An 18658-nucleotide genomic window follows, 5' to 3' on the forward strand; every position below is an offset into this window, starting at 1 on the left:
CCGCCGAAGCCGAGGCCAACTACTATGCACAAACCCGCGACGACCAACCGGTCGCACTCACATAACCGAGGGCGCACCAACCCCGGGACGGTTCACCAAGCGCACCCAGCCGGCCAACCCACACACTCCTGGGTCAACCCACCAGAGCGGGCGAGGGCGGAGGCGGGGGCGGGGGATGGAGGGGGTTCGTGGTCAGCCTGGGGGGTTGGCGAGCGCGGCGTAGGCCTGGATCAGGTGGGCTGAATCTGTTTCCCAGTTGAGGTCTGCGGCTGCTGTGCGGACTCCGTCGGCGTACGTCGCGTAGTTCTCGATCAAAGCGCGCACGGCGGCGGTGAGGGAGGCTGGATTGCCCGGCTCGTAGAGGGTGCCGAGTTTGTGGGCCGTGACCACGGCGCGCATTTCGGGGAGGTCGGCGGCTACGACGGGAACACCCGCCCGGACCGCGTGGAAGAGCTTGTTCGGCAGAGCGAGGCGGTGGTTCTCGCAGGTGTTGGTGAGGGTGACCAGCGAGATGCCGTACGACCGGAGCGTGTCGTCGACCTCGTCGATCGAGCGTTCCGCCACGGTCTCCACCGGCCCGAGATCCAAGCGGTAGTTGGGATCCGCCGACCCCATCAGCACGGTCCGGAACGGCGCCAACTGACGCGCGGCCGCCACCACGGTCGGCAGATCACGACCCGCACCGATGCGGCCGGCGTACAGCAGACCCTCCGGCGCGTCCGGCGGCTGCGGTACGTCGTCCGCCCGCGGGAACGTGTTCCGTACGACGCGAACGTCGCTCAACCCACGTTCGCGCAACCTGGCGGCGATCCCGTCCGACACGGTGATGACCAAGGACGCCTTACCAGCTAGGGAAACCTCGAGCTTCCGCCCCCGCGCCCGCCACAACGGCGCCGGCCGGCCGGGCAACGCGCGATCGAACCACAGCTCGTGTGTGTCGTACACCAGCTTGGCCGACCACTTCCCGGCGTACTCGGCGGCGAGCTCGAGGGTGTTGAAGTCGTGCGCGTGCACGACCTCGAACGGACCCGCCGCGGCCACTCGCGGGGCCGCGGCGGTACGCCACTGCTTCTCGGTCCGATTGCGATGCTCCGGCAGCAGCAACCACCGGCCGAACCGCTGGACCAGGACCTTCGGCCCGTTCCGGCCGTGGCCGACCGCGAGGCCGCCGTTGCCGGCCCGCAGTCCGGCCGAGCGGGAGACCGACTCGACCGTGACGCCCGGCCCGACCGCGAAGCCCTCCGGGACGTCCCGCCCGATGATGTGGATCGTGTGCCCCGCGCTGGCCAGCGCGGTCGCCTCCCGCAGGATGCGCGAGTCGCCGGCGATCGGGGACTGCGCGATCATCAGAACCCGCATGTCACCTCTCGCCGGTGATGAAGGGCCGCAGCACCTCGACCGACCTGCGGCCGTCGTGCAGCTCGCGGACGTAATCCGGCGCGGCGTCGGCGATCTTGCGGGCCGGGTCGCGCTCGTAGATCAGCCGCTCGATCACCTCGGACAGGTCGTCCGGGTTGGCCTCCACGATCGGCAGGCCGGTCGGCAGCAGGTCGCGGACCGGGTCCGCCACATGCCCGACGGTGACCCGGCCGGCCGCCATCGACTCGCAGGCGAAGACGCCGTACGACCCGAGCAGCAGCTGGTCGACCACGATGTCCGCGCTGCGCACCATCTCGGCGAGCTCGGAGTGCGGCAGACCCTGGACCCGCTGGTACTTGATCAAGCCACGCGCATCCAGATCGGTGAGCACCGGGTCGACGTACGCCGATCCCTTCAGCGCACTGGCCGACGGCGCGTGCAGCACCACCGGCACCTCCCGGTCCAGCACCGGCTGGGTCGACGCGAACTCGTCGACGTCGACGGCCAACGGCAACCAGATGCTGTTGTCGACGAACTCCAGCAGGTCCGGAGTGGTGACGTACACGGGACCCTCGTAGACATCCAGCTGAGTCCGCAGCAGGTCGTTCGCCGACTGCAGCCGCTGACTCAGCTCGTCGTCCGGGTCGCGGAACGGCGAGTACTGGTACTTCGCCCGGTGCAGCGACGGGTCACGAATCTCCGACCCGTGGAAGATCAGGCCGTGCTTGATGCCGGCCTGCTCCAGGATCGGGATGTCGATGTTGAACATCTGCCCGCGCTGCTGCCCGAACATCGGCCGTCCGGCCTCGAGCAGCACGTGGGTGACCTCGCGCAGCACGTACGCCGTGAGCTCCAGCTGCCACCGCAGATCGGACCGGTACTGCCGGTACGACCCGGTGCGGTGCACCCGGAAGTCGAACGCGCCGCTGCCTGTGGTGAGGGACTCGGCGATGAGCCCCGGCACTTCACGCTCCAGCGCGGTCGCCCACAGCCAGGCCTGACCGGCACTGTTGACCGGACCGATCAGCAGACGCTTCTGCTTCTTCTCGACCCGACCACCGGGCTGAACCCGCTCGAGCGTGCGGCCGACGAGTTCGCCGTACAGGCCGCGGAGCTTGTCGGCCTGCCCGGCCCAGGAGACCTCCTGCTGGTAGCCCGGATCCGCCACCTTCTCGCGGTAGCTGTCCAGGTCACCGAGGACCATCCGCACCTTCGACGCCAGGTCGTGCGCGTCCGCCGCGACGAACACCTCGCCGATCCGGGTCCGGTCGACGAACTCCTTCATGCTCGGCATGTCGCTGACCACCACCGGCAGCCCGGCAAAGGCGTACTCGAACAGCTTGTTCGGCAGCGCCATCTCGTGGCTCGGGTACCGCAGGATCGGGATCAGGCCGACGTCGGCGGTGCGCAGGAACGCGACCACCTCTTCCGGCTCGACCGGATCGAGGCAGTGCAACCGGTCCTCGACGCCGAGGTCCGCGGCCTGGGTCTGCAACTCCTTGACCGCGTCGGTCGCGACACCGGGCACACACACGATGGCCAGGTGCACGTCCGGCAGGTCCACCAGGGCCTGGACGGCGGTGTGGAGGCCACGGGCCCGGGTGACGCCGCCGCTGTAGACCAGCAGCGGCACCTGGGACGCCAGACCGATCCGGCTGCGGATGTCGGACACCTCGACCGACACGTCCGCCGGGTTCGGCGTGTTCATGATCACCGTCGGCTCGCGGTCGAGGTGGTGATCCTTCGTCAGCGTGCGTGCGATCGCCGGGCTGACGGTGACCACCCGGTCCACGGCATTGATGTACTCCGCCTCGTGGTTCGCCCAGGCCGCGATCGAGCGGCGGGTCCGGGCGCCGTACTGCGACAGCCCGGCCACGTACTCGTGCGCGTCGTAGACGACCTTCAGGTCCTTGCCGCGGAGCGTCGCCCGGCCGGCGGCACGCGAGGCGACGCCGATCACGTGCATGTCGTGCGCGTGCACCACATCGGGCTCGAGCCGGTCGATCAGGTCACCGAACGCGAGCTCCAGGTCCAGCGCCTCGGGGTGCAGCTTGCGCCACGGTGCCGGCCAGGGCATCCGGTGGATCACGCCGTCGAACGCGCGCCAGCCGAACTTGAACGGCACGTCGGCCTTGTTCCCGACGCCCTTGCGGACCCAGGTCGCCTTCCGCGCCGCCTGCCACCGCGAACGGCGCAGCAGCCGGCCGCCGACGCCGAGCCTGTACTTGATCGGATTGCCCTTGCCCGCCTTGGCCGCGGCGATGGCATGCCCGGAGTCCGCCTTGAGCTCCTGCAGCCCGGCATCGATCCGCTGGTCGCGGGCGACGTACGTGCCCGGGTGCCGGTAGCCGACGAACGGCGGCCGCCAGTCCCTGCGGGCCTTGCGGCTGCGCTGGCGTTCCTCGCGCAGACTGAAGGGAACCGCCACCCGGACGATCAGCGCGCCGTCGAGCACCTCCCTCGACGGCATGCCGCTGGCCGAGACACCGAGCACAGTCACCTCTGCTCCGGTCTCGGCCAGCGCTGCGGCCTCCTTGCGGACCCGGCTGTCGTTGGTGACGTCGTTGGCGACGATCATCACGACCCGCAGGTCGGCATACGTCACTGGCTGACCGACCTTCCGATCACAAGCCGGCGCACGCCAACCCAGCGGGCCGGGTCGGTGCGGTCACGACCGTCGACGAGCACCTTGACGCCCGGCAGCTCGGCCGGGGTCAGCTGCGCGTACTCCGGGTGGTCGGCCTGCAGCACCGCCGCGTCCACCGGCGTGCCCAGCGCGTACGGCGTGAAGCCGAGCTGCTGCAGCTCCTCGTCGGTGTAGAGCGGGTCGTGCACGGATACCTCCGCACCACGGGACTTCAGCGCCTCCACGGCCGGGAACACCCCGGAGAACGCCGTCTCCTTCACACCGCCACGGTACGCCGCACCAAGCACGACCACCTTGGCTCCGGTCAGGTCGCCGTACGCGCCCTCGAGCAGGCCGACGGTGTACTCCGGCATGCCGAGGTTCGCCTCGCGGGCGGCCCGGACCACGGTGGCCTCCGGGTCGGTCCACAGGTACAGCCGCGGGTAGACCGGGATGCAGTGGCCGCCGACCGCGATACCGGGCCGGTGGATGTGGCTGTAGGGCTGCGAGTTCGACGCCTCGATCACCTGGTGGACGTCGATGCCGTTCTGGCCGGCGAACCGGGCGAACTGGTTCGCCAGGCCGATGTTGACGTCGCGGTAGGTGGTCTCGGCCAGCTTCGCCAGCTCGGCCGCCTCGGCCGACCCCAGGTCCCAGACGCCGTTGCCGCGCTCCAGGTCCGGACGGTCGTCGAAGTCCAGCACGGCCTCGTAGAACGCGGTGGCGCGCTTGGCGCCCTCCTCGGACAGGCCGCCGATCAGCTTCGGGTACTTGCGCAGGTCCGCGAAGACGCGACCGGTCAGTACCCGCTCCGGAGAGAACACCAGGTGGAAGTCCTGGCCCTCGGTCAGACCGGAGATCTCCTCGATCATCGGCTTCCACCGGTTGCGGGTGGTGCCGACCGGCAGGGTGGTCTCGTAGCTGACCAGGGTGCCAGGGCTGAGGTTCTCGGCCAGCGACCGGGTGGCGTTCTCCATCCAGCCGAACTCCGGCTCGCCGGTCTCCTCGTCGACGAACAGCGGCACGACCACGACGACGGCGTCGCTGTTCGGGATGGCTTCGGCGTAGTCCGTGGTCGCCCGCAGCCGGCCGTCGGCCACGGTCTCGGCCAGCAGCTCGGCCAGGTGGGCCTCACCCGGGAACGGCTCTTGGCCGGCGTTGACCAGCTCGACGAACTTCTCGTTGATGTCGACACCGACGACCTGATGACCCTTGGCCGCGAACTGGACCGCCAACGGCAGTCCGATCTTGCCTAAGGCAACAACACTGACACGCACAGGAACTCCACTAGGTAGTGATTCTTCATCGGGGGCCTCGTAGCTTCCGCTCCAGCGGATGCTCGACGAACTTGTACATCAGCCACGAGGCGAGGATCGAGAGGGCGCAGACACCGGCGTACCAGGTCAGGTTGAACCAGCCGACCTTGCCGACCGGACCGTGGATCTCCACGATCGCGTACAGCACGGTGGCGTGGATCAGGTAGAAGGAGTAGGACCACTGGCCGAGCGCGACCAGCGGCTTGCTGCGTAGCCAGGACCTGCCGCCGCGGGTGTCGCGGATCGCGACGGCGAAGATCAGGAAGCCGTACAGCAGGGTCAGGATCTCCTTCTGGGTCAGGCCGATGGTGATGCCGAAGGGGACCTTGGCCGGGTGCTCGCCGGAGTAGTACAGGGTGAACAGGCCGAACCCGACGACCAGGAACGCGAACCAGACCGGGATCCGCGGCTTCCAGCCGGACCGGAGCGTGATCGCCAGCGCGATGCCGAACAGGAACGACGTCGAGTGCAGCACCGGTTGCGGGAACACCGGTATGACACCGGGGAAGTGGAACAACGAGAGCCGGTAGGCCCCCGAGAGCACGAGGATGGCGACACAGAAGATCAGGCCACCGGTCGTCTTCAGCTTGGCCGTGGCCCGCTGCACGAACGGGTGGTACGCGTAGAAGAACGCCTCCACCGACAACGTCCAGGACGCCGGGTTGCCGCCGTACAGGATCGTCGGATCGTTCGTCCAGCCGTGCAGCAGTAGCACCGACAGCAGCAGCACGGTGAGCGAGATCGGCTTGATCCAGGGCATGTCGGCCGGCGGATCGACCCGGTAGAACACGAAGAAGGCCGCGATCAGCGCGACCATGTGGGCCGGCCAGATCCGGGCGAACCGGCGCCGGTAGAAGGTGCGGATCTTCGTCCCCGGCTGGGCCGACCAGGTCAGCACGAAACCGGACAGCACGAAGAAGAACGTCACCCCCGACGTACCCCACTTGAGGAAGTCGAAGATCGGCAGCGGCGCCAGGTTGGACATGTGGTGGCAGAACACGAAGAACGCCGCCCACCACCGCAGACCGGTCAGCGACTCCACCCTGGGCAGTCGCTGGCGTGGCGCCTCCGGACCGGAGGTGCCGGTTCCCGCCGCGACTTCGGCAACGGCCGACGCCGGGGACTCGGTCCCCGGCGCCGGCTGTTGGCTCTGGTCTTCCTCGGCGGCCTTCGTCATAGGTCTACTCCGCGAGAGCGGAGACGACCCGGCCTGCGGCGTGGCCGTCTCCGTAGGGCATGGGGCGGTTTGATGCCGGGACAGGCCGGGCGGCCAGTCCGGGCAACTTGCTCACGTCGGATGTCAGGACGTTCCAGCCGTCGTCCAGGGTCTCCACCCATTCGGTCTCGGTGCGCAACGTGGTGCACACCCGGCCGAGCAGGAACGCCTCCTTCTGGAGACCACCGGAGTCGGTCACCACGCCGGCCGAGCCGAGCACGGCCGCGACCATCTCCGGGTAGGCGAGCGGTTCCCGGACGTGCAGCGAACCGTCCGGACGGTCGAGCTTGATGCCGTACTCCGCGCAGCGCGCGACCAGCCGCGGATGCGCGAGCAGCAGCACCGGTGCACCAGCGGCCGCGAGACCGTCGATGATCGCCGCCAGCCGGGCCGGGTCGTCGGTGTTCTCGGCCCGGTGGATGGTCGAGACGACGTACTCGCCGCGCTCGAACGGCAGGTCCAGCGGCTTGTCCTGGACCGCGTCGCGGACCCGGAAGCACACGTCCGTCATCACGTCGCCGACCAGCCGCGCCTTGTCCGTCAGGCCCTCGTTGGCCAGGTGGTCCATCGCCACCTGGGTCGGGGCCAGCAGGAGGTCGGCCGCGTGGTCGGTCAGGACGCGGTTGTGCTCCTCCGGCATCCGCCGGTTGAACGACCGCAGCCCCGCCTCCAGGTGCGCCACCGGCAGATGCATCTTCACCGCCGACAGCGTCCCGGCGAGCGTCGAGTTCGTGTCGCCGTACACCAGCACCCAGTCGGGCTGGTGCTCATCCAGTACGGCGTCCATCGCGGCCAGCATCGCGCCGGTCTGGACACCGTGGCTGCCGGACCCGACGCCCAGGTGGACGTCCGGGTCCGGGATCCGCAGGTCGGCGAAGAACACGTCGGACATGTTCTTGTCGTAGTGCTGCCCGGTGTGCACGATCACATGCTGGTGCTCGGTGGCGGCGAATGCCTCCGCCACCGGCGCCAGCTTGACGAACTGTGGTCGTGCCCCGACGACACTCAGGACCTTCATGACTGCGCGAACTCCGGGGCGACCTTGATGGTGCGGTCCTCGGCGGCGGACTGGATCACGGCCTCGGCGACGACGACGGTCTGCAGGCCCTGCTTCAGCGTGACGATGTCGGCCCCCTTGCCCAGCACCGCGTCCCGGAACGCCTCGTGCTCGGTGCGCAGCGGCTCCGGCTTGCTGATCGCGTACCGGATCATGTCGCCCTCGCTGACACCGCGGAAGTGCGCGACGTCGTCCCACGCGGTGGCAACCGTGCCGTTGGCGTGGAAGGACAGGTCGGCCAGCAGCGTGTCGGCGATGAACGCGCCCTTCTCACCGGTGACGACGGTGAGCCGCTCCTTCATCGGGGACAGCCAGTTGACCAGGTGGCTGGTCACGGTGCCGTCGGCAAGCTTGCCGGTCACCGCGATCAGGTCCTCGTACTGCCGGCCGGACTTGTGCGCGCTCTGTGCGGACACCGCGATGAACGGCGACTGGGTCACCCAGGCGGTCAGGTCGATGTCGTGGGTGGCCAGGTCGAGCACCACGCCGACGTCGGCGATCCGGGCCGGGAACGGGCCCTGGCGGCGGGTGGTGATCTGGTAGATGTCGCCCAGCTCGCCGGCCTCCAGCCGCACCCGCAGCGCCTGCAGCGCCGGGTTGTACCGCTCGATGTGACCGACCGCGCCGATCACGCCGGCCGCCTCGAACGCCTTGGCGATCTCGGTCGCCTCGGCCGCGGATCCGGCCAGCGGCTTCTCGATCATCGCGTGCACGCCGGCCTCGGCCAGCGCCTTCGCGATCTCCGAGTGGTACTGCGTCGGGACCGCCACCACGCAGTAGTCGATGCCCTCGGCAATCAACTGCTCGATGTTCTCGTGCACCGGGCGACCGCCGGCCACGCCGAACTTGTCACCGTCCGGGTCGGCGACGGCGACCAGGTCGACGCCCTCGAGGGAGGCGAGCACGCGGGCGTGGTGGCGCCCCATCATGCCCAGGCCGATCAGTCCGGCTCGCAGGTTCGCCATCTCACGCACCAGCCTTCGCCACGGTGTTCACCGCGGACACGATCCGGTTCAGGTCCTCCTCGGACAGCGAGGGGTGGACCGGCAGCGAGAGCACCTGCGCCGCGGCCTTCTCGGTCTCCGGCAGGTCCAGCTCGCGCTGGAACGAGGGGAGCCGGTGGTTCGGGATCGGGTAGTAGACGCCGCAGCCGACGCCGTACTCGGTGCGCAGCGCGTTCGCGAAGCCGTCGCGATCCTCGGTCACCCGGATCGTGTACTGGTGGTAGACGTGCGTCGCCTCGGCGGCCACGGCCGGTACGGCGACACCCTGCAGGTTCGCGTCCAGGAAGGCCGCGTTCTCCTGCCGCTGCTTGGTCCAGCCGGTCAGCTTGGTCAGCTGCACCCGGCCGATCGCGGCGTGCAGGTCGGTCATCCGGTTGTTCAGGCCGACCAGCTCGTTCTCGTACTGCTTGAGCATGCCTTGGTTGCGCAGCAGGCGCATCCGGCGCTCGATGTCGGCGTTCGCGACCGAGTTCATGCCGCCCTCACCGGACGTCATGTTCTTGGTCGGGTACAGGCTGAACATCGCGAACTCGCCGAAGCTGCCGACCTGCGTGCCGTCCCAGGTCGCGCCGTGCGCCTGCGCGGCGTCTTCGTAGATCTGGATGCCGTGCTTGTCCGCAATGGCCTGCAGGGCGGTCATGTTCGCCGGGTGACCGAACAGGTGCACCGGCATGACGGCCTTGGTCTTCTCGGTGATCGCGGCCTCGACCGCGGCCGGGTCCAGGCAGAAGTACGTCGGCTCGATGTCGGCGAACACCGGAGTGGCGCCGGTCAGCGCGACGCTGTTCGCGGTCGCGGCGAACGTGAAGGACGGGACGATGACCTCGTCACCCGGTCCGACGCCGGCGGCCAGCAGGCCGAGGTGGAGACCCGATGTGCCCGAGTTCGTCGCGACGCAGGCTCGGCCGGAGACGAGCGCTGCGCCGAACTCCTGCTCGAAGGCCGCCACCTCGGGGCCCTGGGCAAGCATGCCGGACTGCATCACCCGGTCGACGGCCTCGCGCTCCTCCTTCCCGATGATCGGCTTCGCGGCCGGAATCGGCTGCACCATCAGTTCTCCTCCATGTCTTCACCGGCCGGCCGCAGCCGTCCGTCGGTTTCGATGTACGTCTCGCCCGTGTCCGGGCACTTCCACCCGCCGTTCCCGACGTCGAGCAGCGGAACTCCGGCCTTGCCGACCCACTTGATCCGGCGGGCCGGAACCCCGGCGACCAGCGCGAAGTCTGGCACGTCCTTGGTGACCACCGCACCCGCGGCGACGGTGGCCCAGCGGCCGATGGTGACCGGCGCCACGCAGACGCTGCGCGCACCGAGCGAGCAGCCTTCCTTCATGGTGACGCCGACCGGCTCCCAGTCGTGCCCGCTCTTCAGTGAGCCGTCCGGGTTCACCGCGCGCGGGAAGTAGTCGTTGGTCAGCACCACGGCCGGACCGATGAACACGCCGTCCTCGAGCGAGGCCGGTTCGTAGACCAGGGCGTTGTTCTGGACCTTGCAGTTCTTGCCCATCCGGACCCCGGTCCCGACGTAGGCGCCGCGGCCGACGATGCAGTTCTCGCCCAGCACCGCGTTCTCGCGGATCTGGGCCAGATGCCAGATCGACGAACCGTCGCCGATCACGGCGCTGTCGTCGACATCGGCGGTGGGCGCGATGCGGGACGTCACAGGGTCTCCTTCGCAGTGAGCCAGGTGGTGAGTGCTTCGGCCGAGCGGCTTCCGTCGTGGAGTTCCGCCACGTAGCCGGGGCCGGCGGCCGCCCGCTCGGCGGCGGCGTCGCGATCGGCGATCAGGCCCGTGACGACATCACCCAGAGTGTCTGGATCCGCCTCCACGATCGGCACCTCTCGTCCGGTCAGACTTCGTACCCGGTGGCGCACGGCGTCACCGACGTACGACACCACGATCCGCCCGGCGGCCAGTGCTTCCGCGGCGGCCACGCCGTACAGGCCGATCCGAAGTTGGTCGACAACGATGTCCGCGTCGCCGATGACGCTCGGCATCCGATCGTGCGGTACGCCAGTGATGCGTCGGTACTCGATCGCGCCGGACTCGTGCAGCCGGGTCAGAACGGCGTCGATCTCCTCGGTGCCCTTGAGTTTCGCGTTCGACGGGACGTGCGCGACGACCGGCCGTTCGCCGGTGAACAGCGGGCGGGCCGCCTGCTGCCAGCGCGTCGCATCGATCGCCACCGGCAACCATCGCGCGTCCGGTACGTCGTCCAGCAGGTCGACCGTGGACACAAACACCGGAAGGCCGAGGCTCTCGACCAGCTCGGCGTGCCGACGGGCCTGCGTCTCCAGGCGCTCGGTCAGCTCGTCACCGGGGACGAACGGCGACCAGCGCTCGCGCTTCGCGTGCCGGCTGGGGAGGCGGATGTCGGAACCGTGGAAGAGCAGGGAAACGTTGATGCCGGCATCGACCATGGTCGCGATGTCGGGCGACGCGTCGGGGAAGCCGCGGGCACCGAAGATCGGGCGCAGCGACTCCACCATCACGTGCGTGTACGAACCGACGATGTGCTGCTCCTGGGCCCGCTGCCAACGGGGCTGGCCGAACCAGGCGAGCGGTACGCCGTAGTCGTGGACGAACTGGAACTGCGCCTTGCGCTGCAACGTGAACGAGACGGCGCCGACCCCGGGGATCGTCTGGGCGGATTGGGCCCAGGCGTGCCCCTGACCGGCGGAGTTGGTCGGTCCGACCAGCATCCGCACGGGGGTCGTGGCCACCGGCGGGAACGCCGGCAGTTGCGCGAACGAGTACCGCACACCACGCAGGCGCCGCCGGACCGCTCCGGCGGTCCGGGCCAGTGGCGCCGGCAGGTGCTCGCGGATCGAACGCGTCACCGTCATCGTGTCATCCATTACCCGCAGCGGCCTTTGGCGTGGCCTTCAACTGATCCAGCTCGCGGCGGGCGGCCGGAAGACCGAGGACGACCGGGACGCTGCCGCGGCGCTGGCCGAGGTTCCAGCCGGCCCAGATCGCACCGGCGTCGAGGGCGATGACGACATCCGCCTTCTCGATCGTGGTCAGTACGTCGCGACGGCCCTCGATCCGGCCCCAGTACGTCTTGCCCAGGTTCTTGCCGGCCCGGTTCCCACGCAGGAACTTCACCGGCGCCGACGCCTTGATTGCCTTAGGCAACACCTTGCCCGCAACCTTCCGAGCCCTCCGATACCGCCACCCCAAAGCCTTCCGAACCCGCTTCACCCCAGTGGCCCGCGCCTTCGCACCCGCCGGGGTGGTGGAGGCGGTGGTCGAGGCGCCCGCCGGGGTGGTGGAGGGGACGCCCGCAGGGGTTTCGGTGGATTGGGGGGAATCGGCTTGCGCTTGCACTTCCTCGGCGGACGCGGCCGGTGTGGCAGCTTCGTCTTCCGCCGCATCGGCGGGGACCTCAGCCGCAGCGGGTGCGACCTGGGCCTCACCGACGACGGACTCTGGCTCGGCGACGGCCTCAGGAGCGATCACCGCATCCGGAGCTTCCTCGACCGGATCGGCCTCCGCCAGCGGATCCGGCTCGAGTTCCGGCTCCGGGTCCGGGGCTTTGGGCATCCGGCCGGGCCCGATGAGGGTGAAGGTGTGGACCTTGTCGGCAACGTAGCCCGACGGCGGCATCCAGCCGATGACGTCGAGGGACAGCTCCTGGTTGCCGAGGTCCTCGCGGACGGTGTCGAAGTACGTCGGCGGAAGGCGCCGGGTGCTCAGCAGGACGACGGTCTTCACGCCGCCACCCCCTGCACGGACGCGGCCAGCGACTCGATCCGCGGGTCCAGCTGCAGATCCCGCCGGTACGACGCACCGAACTCACGCGCTTTCGCCCGGATCCCCTCGTCCGCCGTCCGGGCCGCGTACGCCGCCTCGATCAGTGCGGCCGCGATCGCCTCCGGCGTCACGTCCGTCACCGGGAACCACAGCGGATGACCACGCAGTACGTCGGACGCCGCGTTCTCCGGGTCGTGCACGGACACGATCGGCAACCCGGTCGCCAGGTACTCGAAGACCTTGCCGCTGGTCACGTACCGCCCCTTGCCCAGCATCAGCAGCTGGACGTCGAACTCGTCGTACGCCCGGGCGATCTCCGCCTTGCCGACCGGACCCTCGTAGCTGACCCCGTCGTCGGTGGCCTTGTTGATCGTGGCAAGCATGTCGGCGCGCGGCTGGGCGTAGTACCCGAGATAGCCGTAGATCTTGGCCTTCGCACCGTCCAGCTCGTCGGACTGCGAGCGGGCCAGCTGCCAACCCTCGACGAACTCGGTCAGCGGAACCTTCGGCGACACGGTGCCGACGTACCCGAAGGTCAACGGCCGGTCGCCGGCCGGGCCGCGGTCCGTGGTGTCCGGCACCAGGTCGGCGTCGAAGCCGTTGGAGACCGTGTGCATCTTGTGCGCGTGCGCCGGGTAGAGCTTCTCGTGCCAGTCCCGGATCGGGTCGTTGACGAACCAGATCTCGCGCGCGGAGTCGACCAGCTTCTTCTCCCAGCGGGCCGCGCGGCTCTTCGGCTCGTGCAGCCGGTCACCGGTGAAGACGTCCAGCAGCCAGGCGTCGCGGTAGTCCATCACGTACGGCACGCCGTACTTCTTGTGCAGCAGGTACGCCGGGGTGAACGCGACGTTCGGGTTCGCGGTGGCGACCGTCAGGTCGACCTTGTGCGCCTTGTGGATCCGCTCCGCGGCCTTCTCGATGACCGAGCGCCACGGCCCGTACCCGGTCTCCGGGAACGGCACGTGGTCCTGCTTGGTCCGCCACTTGCTCCAGACCTTCGGGTTGAGGGCACGGCGCTTGGACCACCGGCGCAGGTCGGCCTCGAGGATCGGCCAGTCGAACGGCACCCGGACGACCTCGATGGACGGGTCGACCCGCTCCTCCAGGGTCAGGTCGGCGCCGGTGAACCGGTGGAAGGTCTCGCGGTCGGCCGTCAGCACGGTCACCTTCCAGCCGAGCGCGGCGAACCGGTTGGCCGTGGCCAGGGCCCGGTAGACACCACCTCCTCGGCAGGGCGGAAAGCCCCAGGCGACGTACAGCATGTGTGGGCGGTCCTTCATGCACTTCCTCTTAGCAAGTTGAGAATCGCGTCGGCCAGTTCGTCGTACGGCGTGGTCGCGGGCAGATGGTCGGCCGCCCACTGAAGCGCGTGGTCGCGCAGTTTCTCCAGCTCACCGGGATCCGCGGACCAGCGCTGCAGGATCTCGGACGCCTCTGCCACCGAGTCCACCAGGACTCCGCCACCGGACTCCTCGATCACCCTGGTCTGCCGGGGCAGCCGGGTGGACAGGACGGGAAGACCGCTGGCGAGGTACTCGTAGATCTTCGACGGCATCGCTTCCACGAACGCCGGTGTCGGCTGCAGCATCGCCAGGCCGGCCCAGGCGCCCTGGGTGAGCCGCCACGCGTCGGCCGGAGGCTGGCGCCCGTGCAACCGGACCCGGCCGGCCAGATCGGACTGCTCGATCCGGGCCTGAAGCTGGTCGCAGTCCGAAGGCGCCACCGGGCCGACCAGGTCGAGTGACCAGTCCGGCGCCGCGGCGACGGTCTCGACCATGTCGAACAGGCCACGACTGGCCCGCAGGTCCCCGATGTAGACGGCCCGCGGCTGGCCCCAAGGCGGCGTCGGGGCCAGGAACGGCACGTAGGGGAGGTTCTGGACGACCAGCCGCCGCTTCGCCTCGTGCGGGGCCAGATGCGAGTCGGCGACGACGGTCAGGTCGGCGCCGGCGGCCAGCTTGGAACCCGCCCGGACGATCAGCCGGGCCGGGAGGCCGGCCGGTCCCCTCGCCCAGGCCCGGTCGGCGAGCAGCAGGTCGTAGTCCTCGTGAACGTCGGCAACCATTTTGCGACGGCGCAGGCTGGTGACGAGACGGGTGACCGGGATCATGTCCGGATCGACCGTCATCACCACCTTCGCCTTGGTCCGCCACGGCAGCACCGCGGTCCGGGCCATCCGCTGAACCAGGTTGCCCCGAGGACCTGCGTGGACGACCGCGCCGACCGGCCCGCCTCCGGCCTCACCCAGGCCCCACAGCTCGACGCTCAGACCCCGGTGGTGCAGGGCCGCGGTGATCTTGTGCAGGCGCGCGTCGGCGACGTCGTGACCGGTCGTGATGATCCCCACGTCTGGCGCCGTACTGCGTGACCCGGCGTGGGGCCCGGCATTGGGCATGGTCAGAGGTCCTCGAGAGAGACGGATTCCTTCTCACCGACCTGGAGGAACTTGGTGTACGCCGTGATCACCTCGTTGGGCTCACCACGCATCATCACCTTGCCCTTGTGCAGCCAGATGCAGTCGTTGCACAGGTCCCGGACGCTGCTCATCGCGTGGCTGACCAGGAACATGGTCCGGCTGTTCGTGACCAGTTCGTTCATCTTGGCCGCGGCCTTCGTCTTGAAGGACGCGTCGCCGGCCGACAGGGCCTCGTCGATCAGCAGGATGTCCGGGTCCATGTGGACCGCGACGGAGAACGCCAGCCGGCTGAACATGCCGGACGAGTACGTCCGCATCGGCATCTCCATGAAGTCACCGAGCTCGGCGAACTCCGCGATCTCCTCGTACCGCTCCTGGATCGCCTTGCGGCTGAGGCCCGCGGCCAGTCCACCGAGGACGACGTTCTCGCGGCCGGACAGGGCCGCGTTGAAGCCGACGCCCAGCGACAGCAGGGTGCTGACCCGGCCGTGCACCTCGATCCGGCCCGAGGTCGGCGGCAGGATGCCGGCGATCGACCGCATCAGCGTCGACTTGCCGGCGCCGTTCGCACCGATGATGCCGATGGTGGTGCCGTGGTTCACGTCGAAGGAGACGTTCTGTACGGCCTTGACCTCGCGGATCGCCCGCTCGCCGCGGCCGAACCGGACGATCGCGCTCTTGAAGGTCGGCACCCGCTCGAACGTGGTCCGGTAGGTGATGGACACGTCCTGCACCTTGACGGCGGGCACGTCCGGCTCGGTCTTCTGCATCGACTTCTTCTCAGCCTCAGAGACGGACAACGAACTCACGCTCCCTCGACATGAAGAACAACGAGCCGACCACAGCGGCGAGGACCGCCCAGAACCCGGCCCCGACCCACATCTTCAGCGGCGGGATGTCACCGCGGACGAGCAGGTCGGTCCAGCCGCCGATCAGCGAGTAGAGCGGGTTGTACTGGATGAAGCCCTTGAACCTGGCCGGTGCCTGCTCGGCGAACCACAGCACCGGCGAGAGATACAGCCAGATCCGGACGAAGTACGGCAGGAAGGACGTCGTGTCCCGGAAGTACACCTGCAGCGCGGCGAAGACCATGCCCATACCGGCTGCGAAGAACGTCAGCATGATCAGGAACGCCGGCGCAAGCAGCATCGGCCACCGCAGCGGCTGTCCCATGATGAGGTGGATCGCCAGATACACGACCATCGTCGGCAGGAAGCGGAAGAACGCCGTCCGCAACGCGGCCAGCGGCAGCAGCATCCGCGGGAACGACATGTTCATCAGCAGCTTGCCGCCGCCGACGACGCTGGTCGCTCCGGCCGTCATCGCACCGGAGAAGTAATAGAAGACGAAGAGGCCGCCACACATGTGCACGAACCGCTCCGCGCCGCCGGTCTTGTTGGCACCGCCCGCGATGATCTCCGTCAGCAGGTAGTAGACAGCCGCCAGGAGCAACGGGTTCAGCACCAGCCACACCTGCCCGAAGAAGGTGTTGGTGTTGGCGGCCCGGATGTTCGTCCGTGACATCTCGGCCGCGAACTCCCGCCGCTGCCACAGCGCCTTGAAATAGGGACGCAACGGCGGCAGGCCGACCTTGTGCGGTTCGTACACATGCACCGACGGGTTGAACTCCTCGTCGACGCTAGTCGCGTTCATTCAGGCGACGCCTCTCTCTGCCGGAAGTCGAGTCCGCGCCGGCCGAACTCCTGCCGTTCGCAGCCACGCAGACCGGGAGCAGAGTAGCGGACCGGGCACTTCGCCGACGACACGGTGGTCCTCCATAGTGAGCAACGACCTACAGACTGCTACCAACGTCGCGCCCGACTGGGTGAATCACTGGAAGAAACTCGTCCGTCGCCGATCGTTATCGGGAATATACATTTGACAACCTGCGACGGCCAAAACGCCTTCCAGAGCATGCAATCGGCGCGCGACCCATGCTCGCCATGCACTCTCGCGAACACCAGGGAGCAAAATCAAATCGCGGTCAATTCCCCTGTACGACGTCCGTCGGGGCACCGAAGTTCACCGCGGCGGCGTGATATGACGCACCGCGACACCAGTGGTCTGGACCGGTGTCAGCCGGCGGTGGGCCCCAGGCGGTGCTTCCTGGCCGGGGCGAGCCGGACGGGGGACACGAGGTCCCCGCGCGCCATGGACAGCCTCACCATCCACGGAGCTCCGCTCGGCACCTCCCGGGGCCCGGGCCGTGTCAGGGGCGACACGGCCGCAACCGGCGATCCGGTGACCCGTCCGCGCTGGGCGGAGACGGGACGGGCGGAGACCGGATCGGCAGGCACGATGACCAGGGCGGCGGTCATCGCGCCGTGGGCACGTCCCCGGATCGGCTGCGATCGCCAGCAGGTGCGCGCAGCAGACGTCGAGACGGACCCGAGGCCGGTGACGGAAGACACTGCCCGGCAGCGTGACCCAAGGACGGGGAGCCACGACCGGACACTGGGGACGGCAGCACCACAGCGAGCGGCGGAACGGGGCGGAACCGGTCGCATCGGCGCTTCTCCTCCTCATCGGCCTCACGATGGAGATGCACAGTTTGTACACCCTCCAGCACAGCCGGTGATGGCACGGGAGTGCGAGGGCACCGATGCGCCGGGATCGAGACCCAACCGAAACGGGCTCCGCTGACGGAACAGCGAACTCGGGCCAGAATTGGAACAGCAGCCCGGCGGCGCTCAGGTGGTCCGTCGCCGGGCTGCTGGACCTCAATTCTCGCTCACAACTGCGCAGAAATGGTGGCCAGATGGTGACACGGCACAAGAATGCTGACAGGACAACAAATATCGCTGGGTGCATTCAGGGCGACACGGACAGTGCGATCGGCACTGGATCGACCGTCCTACTCTGGAGGGGCGGTAGCGGACAGTGACAGCACTCGGAAGGGAGGAGAGAGTTGTGAGCACAACGGACACGGAGCGTGCCGACCATCTGAAGGTGCTCGGACTCAGCAACGACGAGATCAAGGTCTACCAGCACCTGCTGCGGACCGGTCCGTCGTCGATCACCGAACTGGACGAGGCGGTCCCCGACCGCGACGCCACCATCGACGCCACCCTCGGCGGGCTGGTGCAGGCCGGCCTGGCGCGGCGGTCCGGTTCGGACCACTCCCGCTTCCTGCCGGTGCCACCCGACGCCGGCCTCGAGGCGATGACGCTGCGTCGCGAGTCCGAGTTGAAGCAGGCCCGGATCGAGGTGCTGAACGCGTACGACGAGTTCCGCCGGACCGTGCACAACGAGTCGACCACCCATCTGATCGAGGTCGTCACCGGCAGCGCGATCGTCGAACGCATCCACCAGATCAAGGGTGGTGCGCAGCGGGAGATCCTGGCGATCGACTCTCCGCCGTACTACATCGGCGGGCCGAACCAGGAGGAGATCGACCACCTCAAGCGGGGCGTCTCCTACCGGGTCGTGTACTCACCGGAGTCGGTCGAGGTGCCGGGGTACCTGACCGAGAACATCCTGCCCTGCGTGGAGGCCGGCGAGCAGGCGCGGGTTCTGCCCTACGTACCGGCCAAGCTGACCATCATCGACGGTTCGATCGCGTTCGTGTCGATGTCGGTGCGCGACACCGATGTGAACCGGTCGCTGCTGATCATCCGGCCGAGCAGTCTGCTGACCGCCCTGATCGGGATGTTCGAGCTGTGCTGGCGCAACGCGCTGCCGCTGCACGCGTCGGTCGGCACCGAGGACGACCGGCTCGAACCGATCGAGCGCCGTTTGCTCGCGTTGCTCGCCACGGGTGCCGCGGACGACACGATTGCCCGTACGCTGGGTATCAGCCGACGTACCTTCTTCCGCTACCTGGAGCGCCTGATGAACCGCACCGGCGCCAGCACCCGCTTCCAGCTCGCCCTGCACGCAGCACGGGAGAACTGGCTGTAAAGACACCC

The 18658-nt window shown here is 68.9% G+C and carries 15 protein-coding genes; 1 reads left to right on the forward strand and 14 read right to left on the reverse strand.

What is annotated here, in order from left to right; all coding sequences use genetic code 11:
- Positions 1 to 192 precede the first annotated feature (192 nt).
- From AB0I34_RS40925 to AB0I34_RS40990, 14 genes are read right to left on the reverse strand one after another with little or no spacing between them, the layout of a single operon-like run.
- On the reverse strand, positions 193 to 1359 hold the full coding sequence (locus AB0I34_RS40925; RefSeq protein ID WP_360456974.1) for a glycosyltransferase: 1167 nt from the start codon (positions 1357 to 1359) through the stop codon (positions 193 to 195).
- 1 nt (position 1360) lies between these two features.
- Positions 1361 to 3964 carry a glycosyltransferase gene (locus AB0I34_RS40930; protein ID WP_360456976.1) on the reverse strand — a complete coding sequence of 868 codons (2604 nt, stop codon included), beginning with the start codon at positions 3962 to 3964 and terminating at the stop codon, positions 1361 to 1363.
- Positions 3961 to 5262, reverse strand: a complete 1302-nt coding sequence (locus AB0I34_RS40935) for a nucleotide sugar dehydrogenase (protein WP_360456979.1) — start codon at positions 5260 to 5262, stop codon at positions 3961 to 3963. The genes AB0I34_RS40930 and AB0I34_RS40935 overlap by 4 nt, the downstream gene beginning before the upstream one ends.
- A gap of 25 nt (positions 5263 to 5287) precedes the next feature.
- Positions 5288 to 6478, reverse strand: coding sequence for an acyltransferase (locus AB0I34_RS40940; RefSeq protein WP_360456982.1), 1191 nt, complete (start codon positions 6476 to 6478; stop codon positions 5288 to 5290).
- Positions 6479 to 6482: 4 nt separating this feature from the next.
- Positions 6483 to 7535: a UDP-N-acetylglucosamine 2-epimerase (non-hydrolyzing) gene (gene wecB / locus AB0I34_RS40945; RefSeq protein WP_360456985.1), complete on the reverse strand. Its 1053-nt coding sequence runs from the start codon at positions 7533 to 7535 to the stop codon at positions 6483 to 6485.
- Positions 7532 to 8539, reverse strand: coding sequence for a Gfo/Idh/MocA family oxidoreductase (locus AB0I34_RS40950; RefSeq protein ID WP_360456988.1), 1008 nt, complete (start codon positions 8537 to 8539; stop codon positions 7532 to 7534). The genes wecB and AB0I34_RS40950 overlap by 4 nt, the downstream gene beginning before the upstream one ends.
- Position 8540: 1 nt before the next feature.
- Positions 8541 to 9632 carry a DegT/DnrJ/EryC1/StrS family aminotransferase gene (locus AB0I34_RS40955; protein ID WP_360457076.1) on the reverse strand — a complete coding sequence of 364 codons (1092 nt, stop codon included), beginning with the start codon at positions 9630 to 9632 and terminating at the stop codon, positions 8541 to 8543.
- Positions 9629 to 10264, reverse strand: a complete 636-nt coding sequence (locus AB0I34_RS40960) for an acyltransferase (protein WP_360457079.1) — start codon at positions 10262 to 10264, stop codon at positions 9629 to 9631. The genes AB0I34_RS40955 and AB0I34_RS40960 overlap by 4 nt, the downstream gene beginning before the upstream one ends.
- Positions 10237 to 11424 (reverse strand): hypothetical protein, encoded by a 1188-nt coding sequence (locus AB0I34_RS40965; protein ID WP_360456991.1) that lies wholly within the window; start codon positions 11422 to 11424, stop codon positions 10237 to 10239. The genes AB0I34_RS40960 and AB0I34_RS40965 overlap by 28 nt, the downstream gene beginning before the upstream one ends.
- A 4-nt stretch (positions 11425 to 11428) precedes the next feature.
- Positions 11429 to 12295, reverse strand: a complete 867-nt coding sequence (locus AB0I34_RS40970) for a hypothetical protein (protein ID WP_360456993.1) — start codon at positions 12293 to 12295, stop codon at positions 11429 to 11431.
- Entirely contained in the window at positions 12292 to 13614 is a 1323-nt protein-coding gene (locus AB0I34_RS40975; protein ID WP_360456996.1) for a glycosyltransferase, read from the reverse strand. Before AB0I34_RS40975 ends, AB0I34_RS40970 begins: the two co-directional genes overlap by 4 nt.
- The gene (locus AB0I34_RS40980; protein WP_360456999.1) at positions 13611 to 14681 is read right to left on the reverse strand and encodes a glycosyltransferase; all 1071 of its coding nucleotides are present in this window, start codon (positions 14679 to 14681) and stop codon (positions 13611 to 13613) included. Before AB0I34_RS40980 ends, AB0I34_RS40975 begins: the two co-directional genes overlap by 4 nt.
- A 50-nt stretch (positions 14682 to 14731) precedes the next feature.
- Entirely contained in the window at positions 14732 to 15520 is a 789-nt protein-coding gene (locus AB0I34_RS40985) for an ABC transporter ATP-binding protein (protein ID WP_360457001.1), read from the reverse strand.
- Between the two features lie 16 nt (positions 15521 to 15536).
- Entirely contained in the window at positions 15537 to 16403 is an 867-nt protein-coding gene (locus AB0I34_RS40990) for an ABC transporter permease (protein ID WP_360457004.1), read from the reverse strand.
- Positions 16404 to 17660: 1257 nt separating this feature from the next.
- Between AB0I34_RS40990 and AB0I34_RS40995 the strand changes: the two genes are divergently transcribed.
- A complete protein-coding gene (locus AB0I34_RS40995; RefSeq protein ID WP_360457006.1) occupies positions 17661 to 18650 on the forward strand; it encodes a helix-turn-helix domain-containing protein in 990 nt (329 codons plus the stop codon).
- The last annotated feature ends 8 nt before the right edge of the window (positions 18651 to 18658 follow it).

It is taken from the genome of Kribbella sp. NPDC050281 (assembly GCF_040655855.1).
In the GTDB taxonomy this organism is placed as follows: domain Bacteria; phylum Actinomycetota; class Actinomycetes; order Propionibacteriales; family Kribbellaceae; genus Kribbella.

Coding starts and splice junctions, on each gene's coding strand:
- AB0I34_RS40925 (WP_360456974.1), bottom strand. CDS start 1,359: ATGCGGGTTCTGATGATCGCGCAGTCCCCGATCGCCGGCGACTCGCGC.
- AB0I34_RS40940 (WP_360456982.1), bottom strand. CDS start 6,478: ATGACGAAGGCCGCCGAGGAAGACCAGAGCCAACAGCCGGCGCCGGGG.
- wecB (WP_360456985.1), bottom strand. CDS start 7,535: ATGAAGGTCCTGAGTGTCGTCGGGGCACGACCACAGTTCGTCAAGCTG.
- AB0I34_RS40950 (WP_360456988.1), bottom strand. CDS start 8,539: ATGGCGAACCTGCGAGCCGGACTGATCGGCCTGGGCATGATGGGGCGC.
- AB0I34_RS40965 (WP_360456991.1), bottom strand. CDS start 11,424: ATGACGGTGACGCGTTCGATCCGCGAGCACCTGCCGGCGCCACTGGCC.
- AB0I34_RS40975 (WP_360456996.1), bottom strand. CDS start 13,614: ATGAAGGACCGCCCACACATGCTGTACGTCGCCTGGGGCTTTCCGCCC.
- AB0I34_RS40985 (WP_360457001.1), bottom strand. CDS start 15,520: ATGCAGAAGACCGAGCCGGACGTGCCCGCCGTCAAGGTGCAGGACGTG.
- AB0I34_RS40990 (WP_360457004.1), bottom strand. CDS start 16,403: ATGAACGCGACTAGCGTCGACGAGGAGTTCAACCCGTCGGTGCATGTG.